The sequence below is a fragment of the Puniceibacterium antarcticum genome, assembly GCF_002760615.1.
Lineage (GTDB): Bacteria > Pseudomonadota > Alphaproteobacteria > Rhodobacterales > Rhodobacteraceae > Puniceibacterium > Puniceibacterium antarcticum.
This window is the reverse complement of the sequence record NZ_AWWI01000046.1, coordinates 1-21,477: the sequence shown is the minus strand read 5'-3', so window position 1 is coordinate 21,477 and position 21,477 is coordinate 1. Positions and strand designations below refer to the sequence as shown.

Annotated in this window: 14 protein-coding genes; 3 read left to right on the top strand and 11 right to left on the bottom strand. The window is 56.5% G+C overall.

Annotated elements, in window-relative coordinates:
* Positions 1-238: 238 nt before the first annotated feature.
* The 4 genes from P775_RS05475 to cysD all read right to left on the bottom strand — a co-directional run bounded on the left by P775_RS05475 (position 239) and on the right by cysD (position 7,325).
* Positions 239-1,423 carry a hypothetical protein gene (locus tag P775_RS05475; RefSeq protein ID WP_143520826.1) on the bottom strand — a complete coding sequence of 395 codons (1,185 nt, stop codon included), beginning with the start codon at positions 1,421-1,423 and terminating at the stop codon, positions 239-241.
* A gap of 329 nt (positions 1,424-1,752) precedes the next feature.
* Positions 1,753-3,921, bottom strand: a complete 2,169-nt coding sequence (locus P775_RS05470; protein ID WP_099910035.1) for a GumC family protein — start codon at positions 3,919-3,921, stop codon at positions 1,753-1,755.
* Between the two features lie 534 nt (positions 3,922-4,455).
* Positions 4,456-6,363 carry a sulfate adenylyltransferase subunit CysN gene (gene cysN / locus P775_RS05465; protein WP_099910033.1) on the bottom strand — a complete coding sequence of 636 codons (1,908 nt, stop codon included), beginning with the start codon at positions 6,361-6,363 and terminating at the stop codon, positions 4,456-4,458.
* Positions 6,364-6,419: 56 nt separating this feature from the next.
* Positions 6,420-7,325, bottom strand: a complete 906-nt coding sequence (cysD, locus tag P775_RS05460; RefSeq protein ID WP_099910032.1) for a sulfate adenylyltransferase subunit CysD — start codon at positions 7,323-7,325, stop codon at positions 6,420-6,422.
* Positions 7,326-7,446: 121 nt separating this feature from the next.
* Between cysD and P775_RS05455 the strand changes: the two genes are divergently transcribed.
* Positions 7,447-8,454, top strand: coding sequence for a helix-turn-helix transcriptional regulator (locus tag P775_RS05455; protein ID WP_099910031.1), 1,008 nt, complete (start codon positions 7,447-7,449; stop codon positions 8,452-8,454).
* 149 nt (positions 8,455-8,603) lie between these two features.
* On the opposite strand, the gene P775_RS05450 is transcribed toward P775_RS05455, so the two are convergent.
* From P775_RS05450 to P775_RS05430, 5 genes are all read right to left on the bottom strand, one after another.
* On the bottom strand, positions 8,604-11,498 hold the full coding sequence (locus tag P775_RS05450; RefSeq protein ID WP_180287337.1) for a PKD domain-containing protein: 2,895 nt from the start codon (positions 11,496-11,498) through the stop codon (positions 8,604-8,606).
* Between the two features lie 453 nt (positions 11,499-11,951).
* Positions 11,952-13,010 carry a glycosyltransferase family 2 protein gene (locus P775_RS05445; protein ID WP_099910028.1) on the bottom strand — a complete coding sequence of 353 codons (1,059 nt, stop codon included), beginning with the start codon at positions 13,008-13,010 and terminating at the stop codon, positions 11,952-11,954.
* Between the two features lie 67 nt (positions 13,011-13,077).
* A complete protein-coding gene (locus P775_RS05440) occupies positions 13,078-14,157 on the bottom strand; it encodes an acyltransferase family protein (protein ID WP_099910026.1) in 1,080 nt (359 codons plus the stop codon).
* Complete coding sequence (locus P775_RS05435; RefSeq protein WP_099910025.1) at positions 14,154-15,503, bottom strand: O-antigen ligase family protein; 1,350 nt, start codon at positions 15,501-15,503, stop codon at positions 14,154-14,156. Before P775_RS05435 ends, P775_RS05440 begins: the two co-directional genes overlap by 4 nt.
* Positions 15,504-15,724: 221 nt before the next feature.
* The gene (locus P775_RS05430; RefSeq protein ID WP_099910024.1) at positions 15,725-16,984 is read right to left on the bottom strand and encodes a right-handed parallel beta-helix repeat-containing protein; all 1,260 of its coding nucleotides are present in this window, start codon (positions 16,982-16,984) and stop codon (positions 15,725-15,727) included.
* Positions 16,985-17,237: 253 nt separating this feature from the next.
* On the opposite strand from P775_RS05430, the gene P775_RS05425 reads away from it, so the two are divergent.
* On the top strand, positions 17,238-17,504 hold the full coding sequence (locus P775_RS05425; RefSeq protein ID WP_099910023.1) for a spike base protein, RCAP_Rcc01079 family: 267 nt from the start codon (positions 17,238-17,240) through the stop codon (positions 17,502-17,504).
* Positions 17,504-18,961: an SGNH/GDSL hydrolase family protein gene (locus P775_RS05420; protein WP_143520824.1), complete on the top strand. Its 1,458-nt coding sequence runs from the start codon at positions 17,504-17,506 to the stop codon at positions 18,959-18,961. Before P775_RS05425 ends, P775_RS05420 begins: the two co-directional genes overlap by 1 nt.
* 7 nt (positions 18,962-18,968) lie before the next feature.
* Here P775_RS05420 and P775_RS05415 read toward each other — a convergent pair whose 3' ends face one another.
* Positions 18,969-19,886, bottom strand: a complete 918-nt coding sequence (locus P775_RS05415; RefSeq protein WP_143520823.1) for a sulfotransferase family protein — start codon at positions 19,884-19,886, stop codon at positions 18,969-18,971.
* A gap of 9 nt (positions 19,887-19,895) precedes the next feature.
* Positions 19,896-21,299, bottom strand: coding sequence for an oligosaccharide flippase family protein (locus tag P775_RS05410; RefSeq protein ID WP_099910019.1), 1,404 nt, complete (start codon positions 21,297-21,299; stop codon positions 19,896-19,898).
* Positions 21,300-21,477 lie beyond the last annotated feature (178 nt).

The window sequence follows — 21,477 nt, the reverse complement described above, 5'->3', positions numbered from 1 at the left end:
CAAAATGCCAATGATCTGGTCTTCGGTAAATCTGCTGCGCTTCATCTCTGGTCCTTTCGGTGGGGCCAGAGTCTATCTCAAACTGGATTAGCTCCAGGGGGCAACGTCAAAATCTGCAAGGTTTCGAATGCCACAATACAAAAACCTGCAGTTCAATGCCAGCATTTCAGCACGAACTGCAAATGAAATCAGCAGGTTGAGGATTGTTCAGGGAGAACTGTGAAATATCCTTATGAGTCTACAAAGGCCCTTTCTTGGGCCAGATAAATTTAAGACCAGGCGTGAGTTGTGTTCCAAATATAAACAGGCCTACCTTAAACCATTCTGCAAGCCCGGGCATTCCCCAGCCTCCGCCAATCATGGTGACGAAAACTACCTGAGGGCCAACTGACATCATTATTAGATATGGAAACCCATATATCTCAACTCCACGTCGTAATTTGATGAATGGTCTGATTAGCATGTATAAAGAAAAAACTAGAAGCGCACAAACTGCTAACGGCCCGGATTCATATAGAAGTGCGATATAAAAATTATGTGGATCCAAAGTGTTTGGTCGATCCATACCCAGAAATGTAAAGCCATCATTTATACGAAGATACATAGCCCACCGATCTGTTCTACCAGTACTTATATTCCCCCCGCTGAAGCGACCAAACCATTCAGCGTATAAGTCTGTATTGACAACCCATGGAATAGATATGGCAAATGCAATAAAAATTACGATCAAGGATATTATAAAATAGTAGTTCGTTCTGTAAACAAGATATGATGCACCACAAAACAACGTGACAATCAACAGCTCACCGAGAGCCTGCCCTGAAAGAAGGATAATGGACATTATTATCATGAAGGCGGATGATATTAAGTTAAAGGAATATTCAATCCATCCAGATTTCAGCTTTTGCCGTGCAATCATGCTCAGGGCACAGACAAAAAGCCCGTAGGTAAACATATGCTGCGCAATACGATTCTGAAAGCTGGAAAGATCCTCGGCAGAAACTCCACCTACGAAGCTGTATGGAGAAAACGCTCGCCGGGAATGCCAAACGGCAGCGATTGGATTTGTAAGGTTACTTACCATTCCAATCAAATTCTCTAATGGGGCAGTTGCGATCAAAAGAGTAAAGAAAGATAGGGACATGGCTGTAGAGAACTTCATTATTTTTTCAGGGCCATTATCCTGAAACCACAATTTACTCAATGAAAGTCCAACGCCAATTGCGCCAAGCATAAATACGCATTGAGCGATAAAAGGAAATAAAGAGCTCCTTACCCCAAGAAAAGCTCCCGATATCAAGTAAATTAATAAAATAATTATCCAAGGCACTATAATAAAAACGACAAGTTCCGCCCTTGCTAATGCCTCATTGAGGTAAATTAGCGTGACGCCAACAAAAATGAGCGCAGCGATGCCGTTCAAGTCAATGCCTGCGTACAAAGGTATAAAGAATATAGGCATAAGAGAGCCTGTAACAATAATCAGGCCTGTCTGTACCTGCTTTGAGGATATTCGCAAATCTGCCTCCGATAGCTACGCGTAATTTATAGACGGTAGTCTATATCTGAAGCCGATAAACTTCCATGAAGTGTCCTTGGGCTGGCGTCTTCGTCTTCCATAAAGGTATGTGAGTATTGATAGCCTCAGTTGGAAGTTTCGGTCACGCTTACTACTCTCACCGAGGCGTTCAACAGTCTGAGAAAAGTAGCAAGAAGCTATTTAACTTGATGCACCTAACTCCGTAAAACATGTCAATTCATATAATACTTCCGGCCATACGAGCCGTAGGCTCCATACTTTTCCCCATATCCATAGCGTTTCATACCTTTTGGGCTGATCTGGTTCAGGACAACACCGCTCACGGGATGGTTTACGCTCTCAAACATCTTCAGAGCTTCAATCACCTGTGTTCGAGACGTGCTGTCCCATTTCACAACTAGAACAAGCGCGTCAGCCATCTGTGCGATAATCCGAGCGTCTGGGACTACAAGAACTGGAGGGGTATCGATGACAATATAGTCATAGGTGACACGAGCTTCATCCAGCATCGCTTTAAACCGTTCCGAGGTGAAGATGTCTGCAGCGTTTGCAGAACCTTTTTCGCCAAGAAGAATATCGGCTCCTAAATTATTGTCGTGGACGACAGTGTCAGTCAAAGTCTGTGCGCCCGTCATCACCGAAATTATTCCCTTCGAAGATTTATTCTCTTCATTGAGGTAGGTTGACACAACCCTACGACGCATATCTCCTTCTATCAGCAATACCTTTTTGCCCATAGCGCTAAGGTTCTGAGCCAAGGACAGAGACAAAGTCGTTTTGCCTTCTCCCGGTATGGAAGATGAGATCGCAATTATTTGGGGCGGGTTGTCCACATTAGACAGCAGTGCCGAGGTTCTGAAGTTTCGGATTGCCTCGGCAGCTGCCGACGTGGGCTTCTCTGCAAGGTAGTTGATGGTATCCTTGCGCCGTTTGGACGGCAAAAGTGGGACTTGACCCATGACTGCGTAGCCAGTCATGGCCTCAACTGAGCTGGAGGTGCGGAAACGATCCTGCCCAGCTTCACGCAGGAGCACGAGCGCCACACCGAACATCAGCCCCAGAATACCACTTATCGCAAGGATCAGCGATTTGCGAGGTGCAGATTCGTTATTCGGTATAACAGCATCAGACAAGATGCGGCTATCAGCCTGCTGCACACCTTGCTGGGCCGAGGTCTCTTTCAGTCGCGCCAGAAAATATTCGTAAAGCATGCGGCTAGCCTCTGCTTCACGTGTCAGCTGCTGGAGAGCGATCAGATCGCTGCTCTGCCGGGCAATCTGGTTTTCCAACGCCACTCTGGAAGTGTTCAGAGCATCCAGCTGATTCTGGGCTCTCTGGACTTCGATCTCAGCTCGGTTCATCACTTGAGCATACCGGTCCTGAAAGGCTTGATAGGTCTCAGGTGTATCGATACTCGCAAGAAAACGCTGCAGCTGAGGGTCTCCACTGACCTCGGCCTGAGCCTGAGGCGTATCCGCTTCGCGGATGGCTACCAGCCGTTGATCTGCATTCTCTTTCGTGACGCGTGTCGTTTCGATGCGATCACGGATGTCCTTGATCTGGCGGTCCTGCGCTTCAAGAGATGCCTGATCCACGAGGTCAGTGTTTGCCTGAAAGTCACGCACCTTCGCCTCGGCTTGCTCCAACTGAGCCTGCAAGTCTGTCACTCGTTCGGTCAGCCAAGTGGTCGCCTGCTCGGTGGCATCAAATTTTACCTCAAGCTGGTTGAGAATATATAGATCAACCAAGGCATCTGCGATACTTGCAGATTTCTCCGGATCGGTTGTTTCTATGGTGATCTGAAATACTAGGCTCTGAGGGACGTTGCGTACCGACATCACACCAAGCAGCCTAGAGATCGTGGCTTGACGGATGCCCTGATCAGCTCCTTCAATGGCAGGGTTCTCTAGATTAAAAATGCCCTTCGCAACTTGTTGCAAATTCTCAATTGCAGACGGCGGACGTAATGATTCGTTGAACTCTGGATCTTCCATCAGATTAAGTTGATCGACGACCTTTCCCAGCAGGCTACGGCTTTGGATAACTTCGACTTCAGTATTCACCACCGAAGCGTCAGACCCCAGCCCCCCGATCACACTTTGAAAATCGATAACTTGCTCTTCACGATTATTCAACATCACCACAGCTGTAGAGCGGTACAATGGAGTGGCGACAAAGTATGCGTAGTAGCCACCAATCAAAATAGCCAAGAGAGTGGTTGCGAGTATAAGTAGTTTGCCGCGCCATAGCGTTCCGAAAACAGCCCCTAGATCAATGACACCATCATCACTAGCGCCGACTGAGGCGTTACCTGGAAGGCTTCTGTAACTCACTTTTTCAGAGTTCGTGCGCCGCGAAGGGGGAGAGTGTGTCTCGTTCATGCGTTACTTATCGCTTCTTGTTTAATGTTTGACACGTACTTATCCCCTTGGAGACCACTAGATCAGCCTCACTAGTAGCATCTTGATAGACCGATTAGAATGCTGTCTCATATAGGTCCGGTTTGTTTATTAGTGCATGGTCTACTTCTTGTGCAACGACACAAAGTGTGTCTGTCCCGGTTTTATACTGCCTTCGGAGCAATGCTTACCTTTCAGGGGGATACGCTCTTTGCACTAGGATGGTCATTATTAGTTTTAAAGAGGATTTACAGCTGGCTGGTCAAACAACAGCGTCGGCCCTTGGTCATCGGCGGTATCCTGCCGGCAGGGTTCGAAACAAGTGGTTGCGAGGCGCAGGAAATGCGCATTTCGGTCGCATAAAAACATAAATCAAGCTGCGGCAAACTTGGTGCGGTTCCTTCATATCCCGAGCATGATGACATCGGCAGACGCGCAAGAAGTGTCCAAGCTTTGCCGGGTGCGTATCTCGACATAACCCAACGCCGCCGGAACCCTTCCGGCGGCGCAGACAGTTTACGGGATCAGCCGTGCAATGATCAGATCAGCCGCCTCTTCGGGGCTCATCTCGGTGGTGTCGATCCGCAGTTCCGGGGCCTCGGGAGCCTCGTAGGGTGAATCGATCCCGGTGAAGTTCTTTAGCTCTCCGGCGCGTGCCTTAGCATAAAGCCCCTTCACGTCGCGCCCCTCAGCCACCTCGATCGGCGTGTCGACAAAGACTTCGACAAATTCACCCGGCTGCATCATGCCACGCACCATGTCACGCTCCGAACGGAACGGTGAGATGAAGGCAGTGATGACGATGAGACCCGCATCGGTCATCAGCTTGGACACTTCGCCGACGCGGCGGATGTTTTCCACCCGGTCGGTTTCGGTGAACCCCAGATCCTTGTTCAGACCGTGGCGCACGTTGTCCCCATCCAGAAGAAAGGTGTGGCGGTTCATGCGCGCCAGCTTTTTCTCGACGATATTGGCAATGGTCGACTTGCCCGAGCCTGACAGGCCGGTCAGCCACAGAACCGCAGGTTTCTGGTGCTTCATCGAGGCATGGTGATCACGGCCCATATCGGTGGCCTGCCAGTGGATGTTCTGCGCACGGCGCAGGGCAAAGTTGATCAGGCCCGCAGCCACCGTGTGGTTGGTGATCTTGTCGATCAGGATGAAGCCACCCAGTTCGCGGTTCTCGGCGTAGGGCGCGAACGGGATCTCGCGGTCGGTCGTGACATTGGCCACACCGATAGCGTTCAGATCCAGCGTCTTGGAGGCAAGCTGTTCCTGGGTGTTGACGTTGACCTCGTATTTCGGCGGCTGGACGGTGGCCGACACGGTCTGCGTGCCGATCTTGAGCCAATAGGCACGGCCCGGCACCATCTCGACCTCGTCCATCCAGACGATGGTGGATTCGAACTGGTCCGCCACTTCGAGCGGGGCCTGCGCCGCGACGATCACCTGTCCGCGCGAACAGTCGATCTCGTCCGTCAGGGTCAGGGTCACGGATTCACCTGCAACCGCCACATCCTTGTCACCGCCCAGGGTGACGATGCGCGCGATGTTTGACGTCTTGCCCGAGGGCAGCACCCGGATCGCATCGCCCGGACGCACCTGACCGCCTGCGATCATCCCGGAAAAGCCGCGGAAATCAAGGTTGGGCCGGTTTACCAGCTGCACCGGCATCCGGAAGGGGCCGGTCTGCTCGACCGTATCCTCAAGCGTCACCGTTTCGAGATGCGGCAGCAGGGCCGTGCCGGTGTACCAGGGCGTGTTCTCGCTCTGAGCGGTGATGTTGTCACCCTTGTAGCCTGAAATCGGGATCGGGGTAAATTCAGTGATGCCGATGCTGTCGGCAAAGGTCCTGTAATCCGCAACGATCTGGTCGAACACCGCCTGATCATAGCCCACAAGATCCATCTTGTTCACCGCCAGAACCACGTGGCGGATGCCCAGCAGATGCACCAGATAGCTGTGCCGCCGTGTCTGGGTCAGCACGCCCTTGCGCGCATCGATCAGGATCACCGCAAGGTCCGCAGCAGAGGCGCCCGTCACCATGTTGCGGGTGTATTGTTCGTGCCCCGGAGTGTCGGCGACGATGAACTTGCGCTTTTCGGTCGAGAAGAAGCGATAGGCCACGTCGATCGTGATGCCCTGTTCACGCTCGGCGGCAAGGCCGTCGACCAGAAGGGCAAAGTCGATCTCCTGGCCTTGCGTGCCGACGCGTTTGCTGTCGGCTTCCAGCGTGGCCAGCTGGTCTTCAAAAATCATCTTGCTATCATAGAGCAGTCGACCGATCAGCGTGGATTTGCCGTCATCGACAGAGCCGCAGGTGATGAAGCGCAGCATGGTCTTGTGCTGGTGGGTTTCCAGATAAGCGTCGATATTTTCAGCGATAAGGGCGTCTGTCTTGTAGATCGTGTCTTGGGTCGTCATGGGGATACCTGCTTGGAATAGGGTGCCAGGAAAAAAGAGCCGGGAAACGGGGGGCCTTAAAAATAGCCGTCCTGTTTCTTCTTCTCCATCGAGGCGGCTTGATCATGATCGATCGCGCGGCCCTGACGTTCCGATGTGGTGGTCAGCAGCATTTCCTGGATCACCTGCGGCAGGGTTGTCGCCTCGCTCTCCACAGCGCCGGTCAGCGGATAGCAGCCCAAGGTGCGGAACCGGATTGAGCGTATCTCTGGTGTTTCACCCTCTTCCAGCGGAAAACGGTCGTCATCCACCATCAGGATCATCCCGTCACGCTTGACCGTCGGACGCGGAGCCGAGAAATAGAGCGGCACGATTTCGATGCCCTCAAGGTGGATATACTGCCAGATGTCCAGTTCGGTCCAGTTCGAGATCGGGAAGACCCGCACGCTTTCACCCTTGGCCTTGCGCGCGTTATAAAGACGCCACAGCTCGGGGCGCTGGTTCTTGGGATCCCAGCGGTGGTTGGCCGAGCGGAAGGAAAACACACGTTCCTTGGCGCGGGATTTTTCCTCGTCCCGGCGCGCGCCGCCAAAGGCGACATCAAAGCCGTATTTGTCCAGCGCCTGCTTCAGGCCCTCGGTCTTCCACATATCGGTATGCAGACCGCCGTTGTCAAAGGGGTTGATGCCTTTCTCTTTGGCTTCCGGGTTCTGATAGACCAACAGCTCCATGCCCGCCTCAGCCGCCGCGCGGTCGCGCAGCGCATACATGTCCTGAAACTTCCAGGTCGTGTCCACATGCAGCAGCGCAAAGGGCGGCGGTGCCGGATAAAACGCCTTTTTGGCCAGGTGCAGCATGACGGCACTGTCCTTGCCGACGCTGTAGAGCATTACCGGGTTTTCGGCTTCTGCGACCACTTCGCGCAGGATGTGGATGCTTTCTGCTTCCAGGCGCTGCAGGTGGGTGAGGGAGCTATTGGTCATGGGAAAATCTCTGTCAGAACGCTGTTGACCCAAGACCTAGAGACGCGCAAATTGGGAATAACCCCCCATATGGGGGTAATTTGGTAAGGGAATCTGCATCATTCCGACAGAAACCGACATCATGAAGACGCTGTTCGCCGCTGCTTCGGGATTTTCCGAATCCGCCTCTGCGGGCGTGGACGCCCCCGGCGATCTCTGGTCGGCCTTCCTCGGACAGCTTGGCGCAGCACTCGGGGCAGAAAGTGTCAGCCTGCAGCTGATCCTTCAGGGCAGACAGGCGCAACTCTGGCAAGCTGGCGCCGCACTGGCCGTGCCCGAGATTGCAAGCCTTGAAAAGATGCGCAACGCTCGGGTCTATTCCCAACTGGACCTGCCCCACGCAGAGGGCGGACAACAGCCGCTGCGGGCCCTGCGATGGGCCGTCGGACCGGATGGTTTTGCCGCCTTGGTGCTGCAGCGCCGCGAACGGGATTTTCGCGCCGCCGATGCCTCACAGCTGTCGCGGCTTGTGCCCTATCTGGGGTCAGCCCTGGCCAGCTGGAACGCCCTTGGCCGGGAACGCGCCCGCGCCGCGCTGGAACGGCGGATGGCACAGGATCTGGGGGCGTTCTGGCTGCGGCTCACCCCGTCGGGGCGGGTGGTCGACATGGCCTCCGGGATGCGCAGCCAGTTCGGTGCTCTCGCGGCGCTGCGACTACAGCCCAATGGCTGGCTGGCGTTTTCCGACCCGACGGCCGCGCGGACCTTTCGTCAGGCGCTTGCGGCAGCCCTAGCCGACCCTGCCACATCCAGCCTTGTGGATCTGTCCCGCGCTCCGCCGGTGCAGATGGTGATCCGCTCAGACGGCCCTGCCGGGGAACGAACACTGGTCGCGATTCTGCGGCAGGCACCGCTTGCCCGATCCTTGCCCGTGGATCATGTGGCAGAGTACTTTGACCTCGTCCGCAGCGAGGCGCGCCTGACCCAACTGCTCTGTGATGGCTTCAGCCTGCAGGAAGCTGCGCAGGAACTGGGCTGGACCATCGAGACCGCGCGCAGCTGTTCCAAACAGATCTTTGCGCGGATGGGGGTCAGTGGCCAACCCGGCGTGCTGCGAAAAGTGCTGACCAGTGCCGTCTGGCTGCGGTGATCCGCAGAAAACCAGATTCTGCAGCGATCCGGGAAGGCGCAATGCCCTTGCTCAGGCAGACTTCGCTTGATCGGCTTCACGCCTTCAGCGGCCAGACCGAAGCCGCATCTGGTTTCGGACTGGCCACTGAATTCCCTTTGACCGAGAGACTAGACGAAGTCGAAAACCATGTCTGTCGGATCGAGGGTCAGATCGCTGATCAAATACGCGAGGCTGTCATCCACGGTTTGAAGGCTCAGTGCATGGGAGGCATCATCGCTGGCCATGCTGCTGTCATAAAGCAAACCTTCGGAAGTATCCGCAAGCGTCACGTCGAAGGCTGTCTGCGCAAACACGAATGTATCGATATGCGTTTGCTCGGCGCTGTTTACCAGCGCGAAGTCGTCTTCATTCATGCTGATGTTGAGGGCCGAAATCACCCCTTGGAAGTGGGTGCTGTGAAACTGATTGCCGAAGGTCATGTTGTGGTTTCCGACCGAGGCCAGCACGCCGGGCATCTCCTCGCTGTCCAGAACATTTCCATCAACCGAAATTGCCAGTATCCCATCGTTTAGTGTAATGCTGATGTCATGAGCCGCCATATCGCTGACATGCGCCCCCGCCGTCTGAAGCCGCACTTCGGTGCCATCCGTGGTGAAGGCCCTGAACATGAGCTCGCCCTTCGAATCGGCTGTCAGGATAAAGCTCTGATGTAGGCGCATCAGTTCGCCTGCGGTGGCCGGGGCATCCGCGGCCAGCGTCAGGGAAATGGCAAAATCGTCCTGCCCCAAGATGTCCGACACATATTTGCGATCAACGCTGACAATGTTGGCGGCATTCCCCAGCGCTATGCCTTCGGGATCGTCCGCGCCCGGCGTGTGGAGTGCAATTTCCGCACCATATGCATAGGCCAAGAACCCATCGAGTGACGTATAGGAGAGAAGATCCACGCCGTGCTCTGCCTTCAGAGATTCAACGTCTTGAACGGACTCGCTGGCGGGCTCAGATCTCGCAAGGGTGGCCGCCGCGGTCGCGGCCGCTGCGAAGTCGTCTTCATTCATGCTGATGTTGAGGGCCGAAATCACCCCTTGGAAGTGGGTGCTGTGAAACTGATTGCCGAAGGTCATGTTATGGTTTCCGACCGAGGCCAGAACGCCGGGCATCTCTTCGCTGTCCAGAACAGTTCCATCAACCGAAATTGCCAGTATCCCATCGTTCAGTGTAATGCTGATGTCATGAGCCGCCATATCGCTGACATGCGCCCCCGCCGTCTGAAGCCGCACTTCGGTGCCATCTGTGGTGAAGGCCCTGAACATGAGCTCGCCCTTGGCATCGGCTGTCAGGATAAAGCTGTTGTGCAGGCGTACCAGTTCGCCTGCGGTGGCCGGGGCATCCGCGGCCAGCGTCAGGGAAATGGCAAAATCGTCCTGCCCCAGGATGTCCGACACATATTTGCGATCAACGCTGACAATGTTGGTGACATTCCCCAGCGCTATGCCTTCGGGATTGTCCGCGCCCGGCGTGTGGAGTGCAATTTCCGATCCATATGCATAGGCAAGAAATCCTTTGGAAGAGGCATAGGACAGCACATCCGTCCCGGCCACAGCCACGACCAAACTGTTTTCACTTGTGCGCCCGTCGGGCAGGGTCAGAGTGAGGGTAACCTCATAGGTTCCCCCGGTCACATAAGCATGATTGATCTCGACTCCAGTAGAAATCGTGCCATCCCCAAAATCCCAGGCGAACTGTGTGCCTTTGGGAAGGTTGCCCATGTCGACAGAACTGAACGCCGCGTTAAAATGATAGAGGGCGGCGTTGTCTTCCACGTTGCCTACATGAAATTCGGCAGAAAGCTCGGATGTAGCGACGGGCGCAAGGGTGGGTGCAGCGCCGACCTGCAACGTGTCAAGCAGCCCTCCTTCTACCGCGCGAAAGTCGTGGAAACCGTTCTCTGAAACGAGCGTGCTTGTCACGAAGACATCGCTGTAAAAACCCTGTTTGGTGGGGTCCTGATCCTGCACGACCACATTGTTCGTCACGGACCAACCAGGTTGTCCTGTATTGCCGACAATGTCAGACGTCGCATTGTTTGCGATCGTCACATTCTGTGAGCTGCCCGCCACACTTATCCGGGGAATCTCGACCACGCTGTCCAGACCGTCCGGATCTCCACCATCGCTGTGCAGCACGGAATTGTTCCGGATGGTCAGCCCGTCTGTTTCACCGACCGTGATGCCATGGGCATGGCCATTCACAATGACATTGTCCTCGATCAGAACGTTCTGATAATACATCTCTTGCCCAGCCTGGCCTGTGTCTACCAGTTCGTTGCGCATGAAAATAGATTGGGTGTATGTGCCGTCGCCGATATCCAGCCGGTTGTTGCGGATGATGATGTCGGTGCTGGGCGCATCGGTGCCAGCGGTCCAGAACTGGATCATGTCCCGGTGATCGGCAGAATTCAGAGAGCCGAGGAAGTCGTGGATGTAGTTGTCTTCGATCACCAAACTCGAGACTTGGGCAAAATTCATGCCGTCCATCCGAATGGAATGCAGATCGTTGCCCTGCACCACGAGGTCACTGCTTTTCGAGACGACCATCCCACGGTGAAAATTGAAAATCTCGTTGTTTTCGATCGTCACGTTCGACGATCCACGGACCGAGAGGCCGATCGCATAGCCATAGCCGTCATCGATTTCAGAAACGCCGCTGGCCACATCCCCATTGAAGGTTGAATTGCGGATCGTGACATCGGATGAATCCGAGACGCCGAAAGGCCTGTCCGAGATCAAATCACCGCTGTGGAAGGTGTAGTCAAAGTTGATGCCATCGAACGTCAGGTTTGCAGCATTGCGCACATCCAGTCCCGTGACAGTTGCCGGGTGTTCCGGATCGGCGGACATGATGGTCACGTTCTCAGGATAGGTGATATTATATCCTGAATAACTTCTTATAGTGAGGTCACCATAATTGCCTTCCTGCAGAAGGATCGTTTCACCACCCACGGAATTTGCCAACGCAGTGTGGAGTTCTGAGAGCGAAGAGACGGTGATTGTTTTGGACATGTTGATCTCCGGCATGAAGGATGAACCTGATTTGGACTTGCCGGTTTGTGCGATAGTGCCGTGGTCCGTTGATGGAAGAAATCAGGCGAAAAAGGGAAAAACGGATACAACTTGTTACGTATTGCTATGTCCGACTGACTTTTATGCCGCGGAAAAACCAACTCATGCCGCTTCGGCACCACTCTCTTTTATCCTCTCACCGCCCATGGGCGTTGAGGGGATCATGCTTTGGGCAGAACGCATGCATATAGGGCCCCTAGAATGGTCCAGCAGCGTCATGCCCCAGAAGGAAGCATCAAACAAATTTCAGAATTTTTAAGACTTAACCTGCTCTGCCTAATGACTTATTAACCTTCTAGGCAGAAGATAAGGCATAGCTATGACAACAGTCTGTCATAATCCTGCCCATTATATAGAGATGTGCTCGGTTTGTGGCGAGCATAAGGCGCGATGTCAGATTTTCACTCTGTGTTTGGCAAATGCGCGCCGCGCCGCATCTTCTGACAGCTTGGCCCGCACATGTGCAGGCGGCGGAAGATTGAAGCTGGCTAACAGCAGCGTTACCGCTTCGCGCCGGTGCCCCCTCAGCGCAAGCTGTGCAGCCTTGGCGAGGGAATAAACAAGTGCGATCGGCAGACGAGCCGGAAAATACCGGCGCATGAACATCAACCGCGCACGATGCTTGAAGTAGATGGAAAAGGGCGAGGCGAGGCGATCTTGGGTTGGCGACCCGATGGACGCACCGGCGCGGTGATAGATGATCGCCTCAGGACAATATGCCAGCGGTTTGCTTTTGCAACGTTGCGCCCAATCAACCTCTTCATAGTAGAGAAAATACTCTTCGGGCATTGGCCCGGCTGCGTTGTAAAAGGTGCGGCTGGCAACCATGCTTGCTCCGGTAATAAAGTCCATGTCAGCCACAGATGGCGCAGCCGTCTCGGCATGCTTCCGGAACAAGCTGATATTGCCGGTCACTCCGGTGTTGCGGTTGATCGTGCCGCCGTCGATCTGGATCATCCCGGGTTTGTCATAATAAAGCACCCGGCCCCCGAGCAGCGAAAAATCCCCCGCCGCGCAGGTCGCAAAGGCCCTTGGTGTCGCGGGCGGCACGGCGCTGTCCGGGTTCAGGATCCAGAAACGATCAATACCGGGGCGGGCGGCCAGTTCGGCAAGACCCCGGTTCACCCCGGCCGCAAATCCCCCGTTCAGCCCGGTTTCGATCAGGGTCAGGTGATGGCCGCTGTTCTGCGGGCCCCGCGGCCCCGAAACCTGCAAGGGGACCGGTTTGGGAGCGACACCAAGCGCGAACGGCATCGTGTCCGGCACGGTGTAAGGTCGTGTCCCCGCAGCCCAGTCCCGCAGATCCGCGATGGTCGTGTCGTTTGAAGCGTTGTCGACCACGACGATATCCAGCCTTACACCGTCAGCGGCAAGCAGGCTTTCGAGGCAGTCCAGAACCACATCGGCCGCGTTGAAGGTGACGATGACGACACCGAGGGTGGGCAGAGTCATGGATTGAGTCTCCGTTCAGACACTATGGCGTTTTCGCCAGAAACAGATGGTCACTATGTGATTACCATCATTCGGACGGTCGGAAGATTGGCTTTTGGGGGCGTTCGGTTTCCTGGCGCCGCCCGAACAGGATCGCAGGTCCTTCGAAATAGCGAAAGGACAGGACCGCCTGCGCATAGGTGATGCCAAGAGCAAGCAGGACGAAGATCCAGAAGGGAATCTCGACACCGCTCTTTCGGGCGACAAGCGCCAATATCGAGATGTTGAAGTAGTGAAACAGGTAGATGAAATAAGAATAAAATCCGACGCTTGCCGCACAGTCGATGATCCGGTTGCGATAGCTCAGCAGATAGGTCTGGATGCAATAGATCACGATGCAGGTCATCAGGGTGACGTGAACAAAAAGAAGCGTCCTCCACAAGACGATGTTCAGATTGGCCAGAACCAGGCTGACAACGAGTGCTCCGGTCAGAATGCCAAGAATATACTTTTTCTGGCAAGAGACAGTCCAGGCCAGCAAGCCACCCATGGCGATGGCATCCAGACGCGCTGGCGGATAATAATAGGTGCGCGGCAAATCCTGCAGTTCAAGATAAAACCGCAGCGACAGCGAGAATACGGCTAGGACGAGCAGCCCGACAACCAGCCGTTTCCTGAGCAGCCAGGCGCCCGTCCCGATAAGGATATATGCAAATTCCTCTACCGACAGGGACCAGGTGATCGTGTAGGGGACCATTTCGCGACCGTTGTGAAAGATGGTCCAGCCGGTGATGAACAGGATGTTCTGCCAGATGTTGTGCAGGCTCTCGATGTTCTGCCCCGTCGTCAGACTTGCCAGCACGTAGACAGCCAGCGCCAAGAAGTAGAGCGGCAGGATGCGGAAGATGCGGCGGCTGAAAAAGGTACGGATGCTGGCTGTGTCGTGGTTTTTTAGCAGAAATCCGGTGATCAGGAAACCGCTGAGCGGAAAGAAGATGTCCACTCCGAGAAAGCCGTATTTTAGGAACCAGCGCGCAACCGGATCTAGGGTTTCAGGGCCATAGACGGCACAGACGTGAAAAATCAGCACCATCATGACTGCGTATGCCCGGATGCAGTCGATCGCGTTGGACCGCTGGCTGCGCAAACGTGAGGCGACAGGTTTCATGCTCTTTCACGACCTTTCTCGAGGGGCATCTCGCGCCGGGACAGGGACGTGGCGGTCCCGTTCGGGAAACGTGTGAACGCCAGTTTCCTGTTGTCAGGCACAGGGCTTTGCGCTGGTATGGACGTCGCGGGCTTGTATCCGATCATCCAGACTCCGCTGCCCAAGAACATGAACACGAGGGTTGCAATATCGGACCAGATGGCGACGGTGGCCAGGGTGAAAATCAGGCTGACAATGACCAGTGCCCAGCCCAGACGGATATCGCAGATTTGCGTTTCGCCAGAAAAGTCGGAATTTCCGACCTTTATCAGGGTATAAAGGAAAGCAGAAGACAGAAAGACAAAGGCGGGGATGCCATAGACCAGTGCCGTCATCAGCCAGTAATTGTCCAGACTGCCCGACATGTAGTTGGGCAATTCCCATTTATTGTATCCGACCCCCAAATAAGGGGTCCGGCCAATCTGCGCCAATCCGTATTCGAGAAGGATCTTTCGAACATAGGCCGTATGTGAATCGAAGGCCATACGTTCGGCAATTGCGAAATAGGCCGGTCGGGATGAAGATAGGTCGAGAATAATATACAAGAAGGCAGACACGCCAAGAAGGATCTTCCAGCGATTCCTCACCCCAAGGGTGAGCCTGCCGTAGGCGATCAGCATGACCTGCACCAGCATCGAGAGCACCGGGCCGCTGGACACGGACAGAAAACAACACAAGGCGATGCAGGCTGACCAGGCAATCCGGGACGGATATGACAGGATCGTTCGGAATCCAATGAAGATCAGGGAAAAGCACATAGAGCTGAACAGCCCGTAGTGGATCGGGTGGGTGAAGACCACCTGCACCCGATACAACCCCCTGCGCGGCGGATAATTGACATCGATGCTGGAACTGACCAGCGGGAGCTTGTCGATCAGCCGGGCAATGACCATGACGCTGGTCTGGCTTTCATAAAGCGCAAATGGCAAGGTCAGCAGGATGATCACACCGAAAAGCTTTATGAAAGAAATGAAGGCCATATGGCCCCTGATGAACACCCGGCCTGCCAGATATCCGCCAAGGATGATAATTGCGTTGGAGCCGACAAACGTGATGAAGACACTGCGGTTGTTCACGAATATCGAGGCGCCCAAGGCAACAACAAACAGCAGCATTGCAATGTCCGTCCAGACCACCCTGCCGCATTTGCCGAAGTAGACCTTGAAGAACAGATAAGGAAAGGCTGCAAGCAGAAGGAGGCGGGAAAACGAAAGGTACAGGCCGCCTAAGGTGAAGAACATCGGAACGCAGAGGGAAATAAAAATCAGGGTGAAATACCTAGACACCTTGTCGGCGCTCCCGTTCACCTCTGATCCCTGACCCGATCCGGTAGTGTATAACCTGTCACTCAAAAAAAAACTCCGGGCACACTATGTACGATGGCCTGCAGGGGCGACGTTGAGGCATAGTAGTTGGGGAGGCTGCAGGAATGCAATCCGTTCCCTGTTAATAATCAATCCATGCCCCCTACCCCCCTTTCACAGCCCACAAAGTGTTCACAAAGATGAAGCGGGCCATAGCTGCAGGGTCAGGGCCGCTGCAGACGGTCTGCGCCAAGACCCGTGCCATCCAGAGCACCGCCCTTCTTTGGCAGAAAGGTTGATAAATCGCCCGGGTCCCCGGTCAGCGGATTGACAAAAAGCATGCCGTAAAAGCCGGGTTTCATCCGACTGTGATCCTGAATCTCGAGGTTGCGCATCAGGGACCAGTCGCCCTGATTTTCAAAGCCCACGATCCGGCTCATGACATTGCGCGCGACCGTGACATTACGGGAGGAAGCTGCGACGCTGATCCTCGGTGTCCACAGGCTCCGATGGTCTTTGGCGCCTTCAGAGCGTGCATTGCGCAGCAGGCTATTGTTGGTGATCGTCAGCCCATCGGTCTCGCCTATCGTGATGCCATGGGCATGGGCATTAAGAATCACGTTGTTTGCGATCGTCACGTCACGATAGAACATTTCTGCCCCGGCGCGTCCGGTATCAACCAGTTCGTTGCGCATAAAGATGGACTGGGTGTACCAGCCATGCCCCGAATTCAGGATATTGTCCCGGATGACGATGTGCTGCGACGGCGCTGTGGTGCTGGCGGTCCAGAACTGGATCATGTCGGCATGATCCTTCGAGGTCAGTGACCGGGCAAAGTCGTGGATATGGTTGTTCTCGATCAGCACCTGTTCGACCTGGGCAAAGTTCATCCCGTCCATGCGGATGTCGTGCAGATCGTTGCCGCGCACAGTGATGTCGCCGCTTTCGCTCACCACAATGCCCCGGTAGAAGGTGCGGATTTCCGTATTTTCCAGCGTAAAGGCTGACACCTGTCGCACGGACAGCCCAAAGGCGGTGGGAAAGCCGTCATCCGCCTGGATCCGATTGCGGGCCAGATCGCCGTCGAACACAGTGTTGCGGATCGTGACACCGGAGCTTCTGATAATCTCGAAGGGGCGCAGCGACAGCGCATCGCCCTCCCGGAAGGTGTAGTCAAAGACCAGGTTTTCGAGCAAGACATTATGCACATCTCGCAAGGTCATGCCGGAAAACCGTGCCGGATTGGCCGGGTCGGCAGAGCGCAGCACCAGAGGCGATCCATCAGACGCCCGGACATCCCGCAGCGACAGCTTGCCGTAATCTCCCCCTGCAAGAAGAAGAACCCCGCCCTGCATGGCGTTGGACAGGGTCTGCGCCAGCTCGCCAGGCGATCTGACCCGAGAGGTTTGGCTGTCGGCGGCAACAGAGCCTAGGGGGGCAAACCACAGCACAAGACAGAGTGCGAGCAATCCGGATTTTCGCATGTTTCAACCCTTCTGCAGATGTCTGCATGCCACAGGCAAAGAATAATACGCCCTTGTGCCAGCGCAGAGTCAAGGTGTTGTGATCTCTGCCCACAGGACTGCGATGCCATGCTGCGCAGAGCTTGGTAAAGCAAAGCGTGTTTGGCCCCGGTTCATCTGATCACCGTGCGCTCTCCCGGTTATTCGGCAACACCCCCCTGGCCCATGTTAGCGTGCCGTTCGCATTCTGACATAACAACACCGGAGAGAGCTTATGCCTGCAGTCGACACCTTCCAGTCCCTAGCCACAGGTAAGGAAAGCCCCGTGACCCATGCGACGGCGATCACGCCGAACGACACCAGCGACCTAAGCACTCTGACACGGGCGCTTTATGTCGGCGGGGCAGGCGATCTTCGGGTGACCATGGCTGATGGTAATACGGTGACCTTTGCCGGGCTGCCGGTCGGCTGGCATCCGGTGCGGGTGGCCCGTGTCCATTCCACGGGCACGACGGCCAGCAATATCGTCGGGTGCTGGTGATGATCGGCGCTGGACTGGGCCTTGGGCGGCATTTTGCAGCCCTGCTGGGGGGCATCCCCGCCGCCCCCCCACCTGTCGCGGCCCCCGCCCTCCTGCCCGCATCCGCGACAAGCCGCTGGCATCCCGCGTTTTCCGAGGTCACCACCAGTGGCGGGCGGTTGGTGACAGCCAGCGATCTGGCAGGGCTGGCAGCCCTGAGCGCGGGTGGGCCCGGGATAGGCCCGAAAGCGATGACAGATGGTCAGGGACACAAGTTCTGGCGTTTCGAGGGCAGCCAGTTCCTGAATGTGGCGGGCAGCCTTGTCTGTTCAAGCCGGGACATGTCGGTCTTCATGGTCGGACGGGTGCCACGCCATCCCCCAACCTACAATCGGTTCCTGAGCATGGGAAATGTGGCCCAGGGCACTCAGGTCAACACCCTGGGCGGACCGCTGGAAAGCCGGGTCGTCAGCCAGAGTGCCGGACATGTCCAGTCCTTTGGAAAGCTTGCCTATACGGCGGCGTCCGGCTCTGAATGGCTGGTCCCGGGGGCGCAGAAGCAGGTCATCGGGGCGGCAGCCGCGGCTGGCGGCACACGGCTGTTCCTGAATGAACGCTTTGTTGATGTGGCCGTCGCATTGGCCGCAACGGGGGTTGGTGGCGCTGAAATCGGACGCTACGCTTGGTCGCCGGGCACGTCGGGCGGCTGGGGGGTGTTTGACCTTTATGAAATGGTGGTCTTCTCGCCGGGCCTGGCCAATGCCGCAGCCCTTGCCGTAAGCGAGGCTCTGATGAGCGCCCATGGAATCGTGCCGGTGCAGCATCAGCTGATCCTTGAAGGCGACAGCATCACCCAAGGCACCGGGGATGTCAGCGAGGCCCTCTCCTGCGCCGCCATTCTGACAAATCCCGGGACCACATGGGTGCCGCCCGGCTGGCGGGTGATCAACAAGGGTATTTCGGGCAATCAGGTCGGGGACCTGGTTATCAAGCGCGACACGGCCAATGGCTGGGCGACACAGAAACTGCCGGGGCAGAACGTGCTGGCCTTCGAAATCGGGCGCAACGACTGGGTCGCCGGCGGCAAGAGCGCGGCGCAACATTATGCCAATGTCGTCAGCTACCTGAACACTGCGACAACCGGTGTGCTGCAACGCGGCTGGACCGTGCGGGCGATGGCAAACATCGCTGGCACGTCCGGACTGATGCCCGTGATAGAGGCGCATCGCGCGAGCCTGCGCAGCCCGCAGTTCCTCACCGACACAGCCAGCGGGGCTGGGCAGGCCTTCGCTGGGCGGGTATCCATCGTGTCGACCGATCTGATTGGGCACAACGGGGACACGCGCCTCCTAGACAGCGACGATGCGTCAGACACGACCTACTATGCCGGAGACAGCACCCATCCGGGCCCTCTGGGCGCAGAGATCCGTGTCACCGGGGGGGAAACGCCCCAATACGCTGTGGCGGCGGGGCTCTGAGCGGAGATCAGTCATAGCCTTCCAGGTCCAGCGGGTGCGTGGCGAGGCGCGCGAGCCTCAGGTTGCTGTCATGGAACCGCCCCGCAAAGCGACGCCTCACATGATCCGAGACTGGTTTGCGCCCGGCCAAAAGCTTTGCCAAAAACGGGCGTTTCAGCACATATCCGGCGATCTTGTAGAGCCCCTTCGGCGTCGTGCCCAGGTTCAGGAGGGGCGCGGGGTTGAGGGTGCTTGACTGGACATGATTGATCCGCCTCAGGACCGGCGCGCCGTATTCGGGATAGCTTGCGGCGTCGACCCTGCGAGAGGCGGCCGACAGGGCCGCAAATCCGCCATTGCCCGCAAAGTCGGCAACGGCGCGCGCTGCGCCGTCCATGTCCTTCTGCAGCCTCTCTTGGGTCAGGACATGGACATTTCCGGCCCCGAAGAGGCTCTGGTATTGGGCCACGAGATGGTCATATTCGAAATGCTGCGGGGTGAAGCCAAAATAGCCAGGCTCATCCGTCCCTTCAAAGAACTGCTCCCAAGGCATGGTGCCGCCGCGCAGCAGATACTGCATATAGACCGATGGCAGGATCCGGAGCTGCGACCGGATCGAGATCAGGATACGCGCATCCGGCGCAATGCGTGCAAGGCGCTCTGCATAGACATCGCTTTCATGGCCGCCCTGAAACGGATGGCCTGACAGTATTTCCGAGGAAATGACCGGCACCTCACTCTCTGCAACGGTGCTCAGACGGTCGGAGATAAGCGCGCGCATCCCGTCCGGATCGAATTGCAGGCCATGCGGCTGCACGATGTGGGAAAAGACGTCGCCATGCCCGGCAATCTGGCGATAGCCATGTTCAGGCGTGAACAGCAGGCGCTGCATCCACGTGGTGGCCGTCTTGTGATAGCCGACGTGAAAGAGGATGGGCTGTGCCAATGTCTGCTCCTAAGTATCCGCCCGCCGCCGCATCACGTAGCGGAGCAGGTCTTTCATCGACAGGACCGTCAGAGCGATCCCGAGCGTGAGGCCAACCGGCAGGACCCAGTCCGGCAGCGATCCCAAAGCCGGAAGCACCAAGGCCAAGGCAAAGAATATCCCGGAGAACAGCACCGGCCCCAGCATCCGCAGCAAGGCGACGCCGGAGGTGCGCCGCACCAAATAGAGCGAGAGCGCAAACCCGAAGAGTTCGCCCAGCGTTGCGATCAGGATGACGATTCCCAGACCTGCGCCTTGCGTAATCACGTACCAGGCGAGCGGCAGCGTCGCGACCCGTGCAAGATTGGACTGCATGGCATTTCCGGTGCGCCCATCCGCCAAGGCGACGATCGCCCCGCCGGCCTTAGCGACACGCAGGGCCTGCATGACGGCCAGCGGGCCCATTAGCGCGAGAAGCGCCGCATATTTTGTCCCAAGCAGCAGATGCACCACAGGTCCGCCCACGAGGATGATGGCCAGGACCAGAATGGCGCCATTCAGCAGGCTGACCTGCATCGTCACCAGCGACAGATGCGTGAACCGCGCGGCGCCTTCGGGAGTCGTGCGATCAACCACGGAGATCTGCGGGAGAAAGAAGTTCTGCGCCGATTTCGCCATCACCAGCGTCGGCGTCAACGTCAGACTAAAGCCCATGGCAAAAATTGCCAGCGTCTCCATCCCCAACTCGCGCCCGACGATCATCTTGTCGCCGTTGAACACGCCGAACAATAGGATGCCGTTGACCAGCAGCGGCCAGCCAAAGCGCAGCGACTGTGTCATCACGGCACGGTCCAGCACTAGCCGGTAGGGGCGGCGTGCGACCAGCTGCGAGGTCACCGCCGTCATCAGCGCCTGCACGACGATGGCATAAAGCATCACGCGGTAATCGCCATAGACCATCGCCAGCGGCCAGACCGCCAGAACCGACAACAGCGCCGGAACCGCACCGGTCAGGATCACCGGCAGAAACACCATGGAGCGGTTCAGACGGTGCACGTCGAAATGGGTAAAGGCATTCAGAACCGGCACCAGCGCCATGACCTGATACGCCCAGGCCGCCTGCGGCACGTTCATGAAATCTGCCAGCGGTCCAGCCAGGGCAAACAGCGCAATCCCCGCGATCACGCCCCGCAAGACCTGAAAGCCCTGAAGTGCCGCCTGGAACCGCGGATCTTCGCCGTTTTTGGCCTGAACGATCTGCTGCTGCAGACCCAGTTGCGACATCATCTCGACCACCGCCATCGCAATGGCAAAGGTGGCGGCGATGCCGTAATCCGCCACCGGAATCAGCCGCGCCACAATCAGGTTGCGGGCCAGCAAAAGCAAAGAGGCCGCCGCATTGCCCGACAGGATCACAAGGGCAGATCGGAGCATCGCGTGCAGGACCTTTCAGGACGGGGGACGCGGAAGTCTGCACATAGCCTTGGCAGAATTACCACGCTTTTTTCCTATTGGCGGGCTTCGGTCAAGTTCAAAGCCCCTGAGGCTGTATTCCTTGCGCAATTTCTGTTTAACAAAAGCTTCTGTGCCCCCCATCCGCCGCCCCCCATCC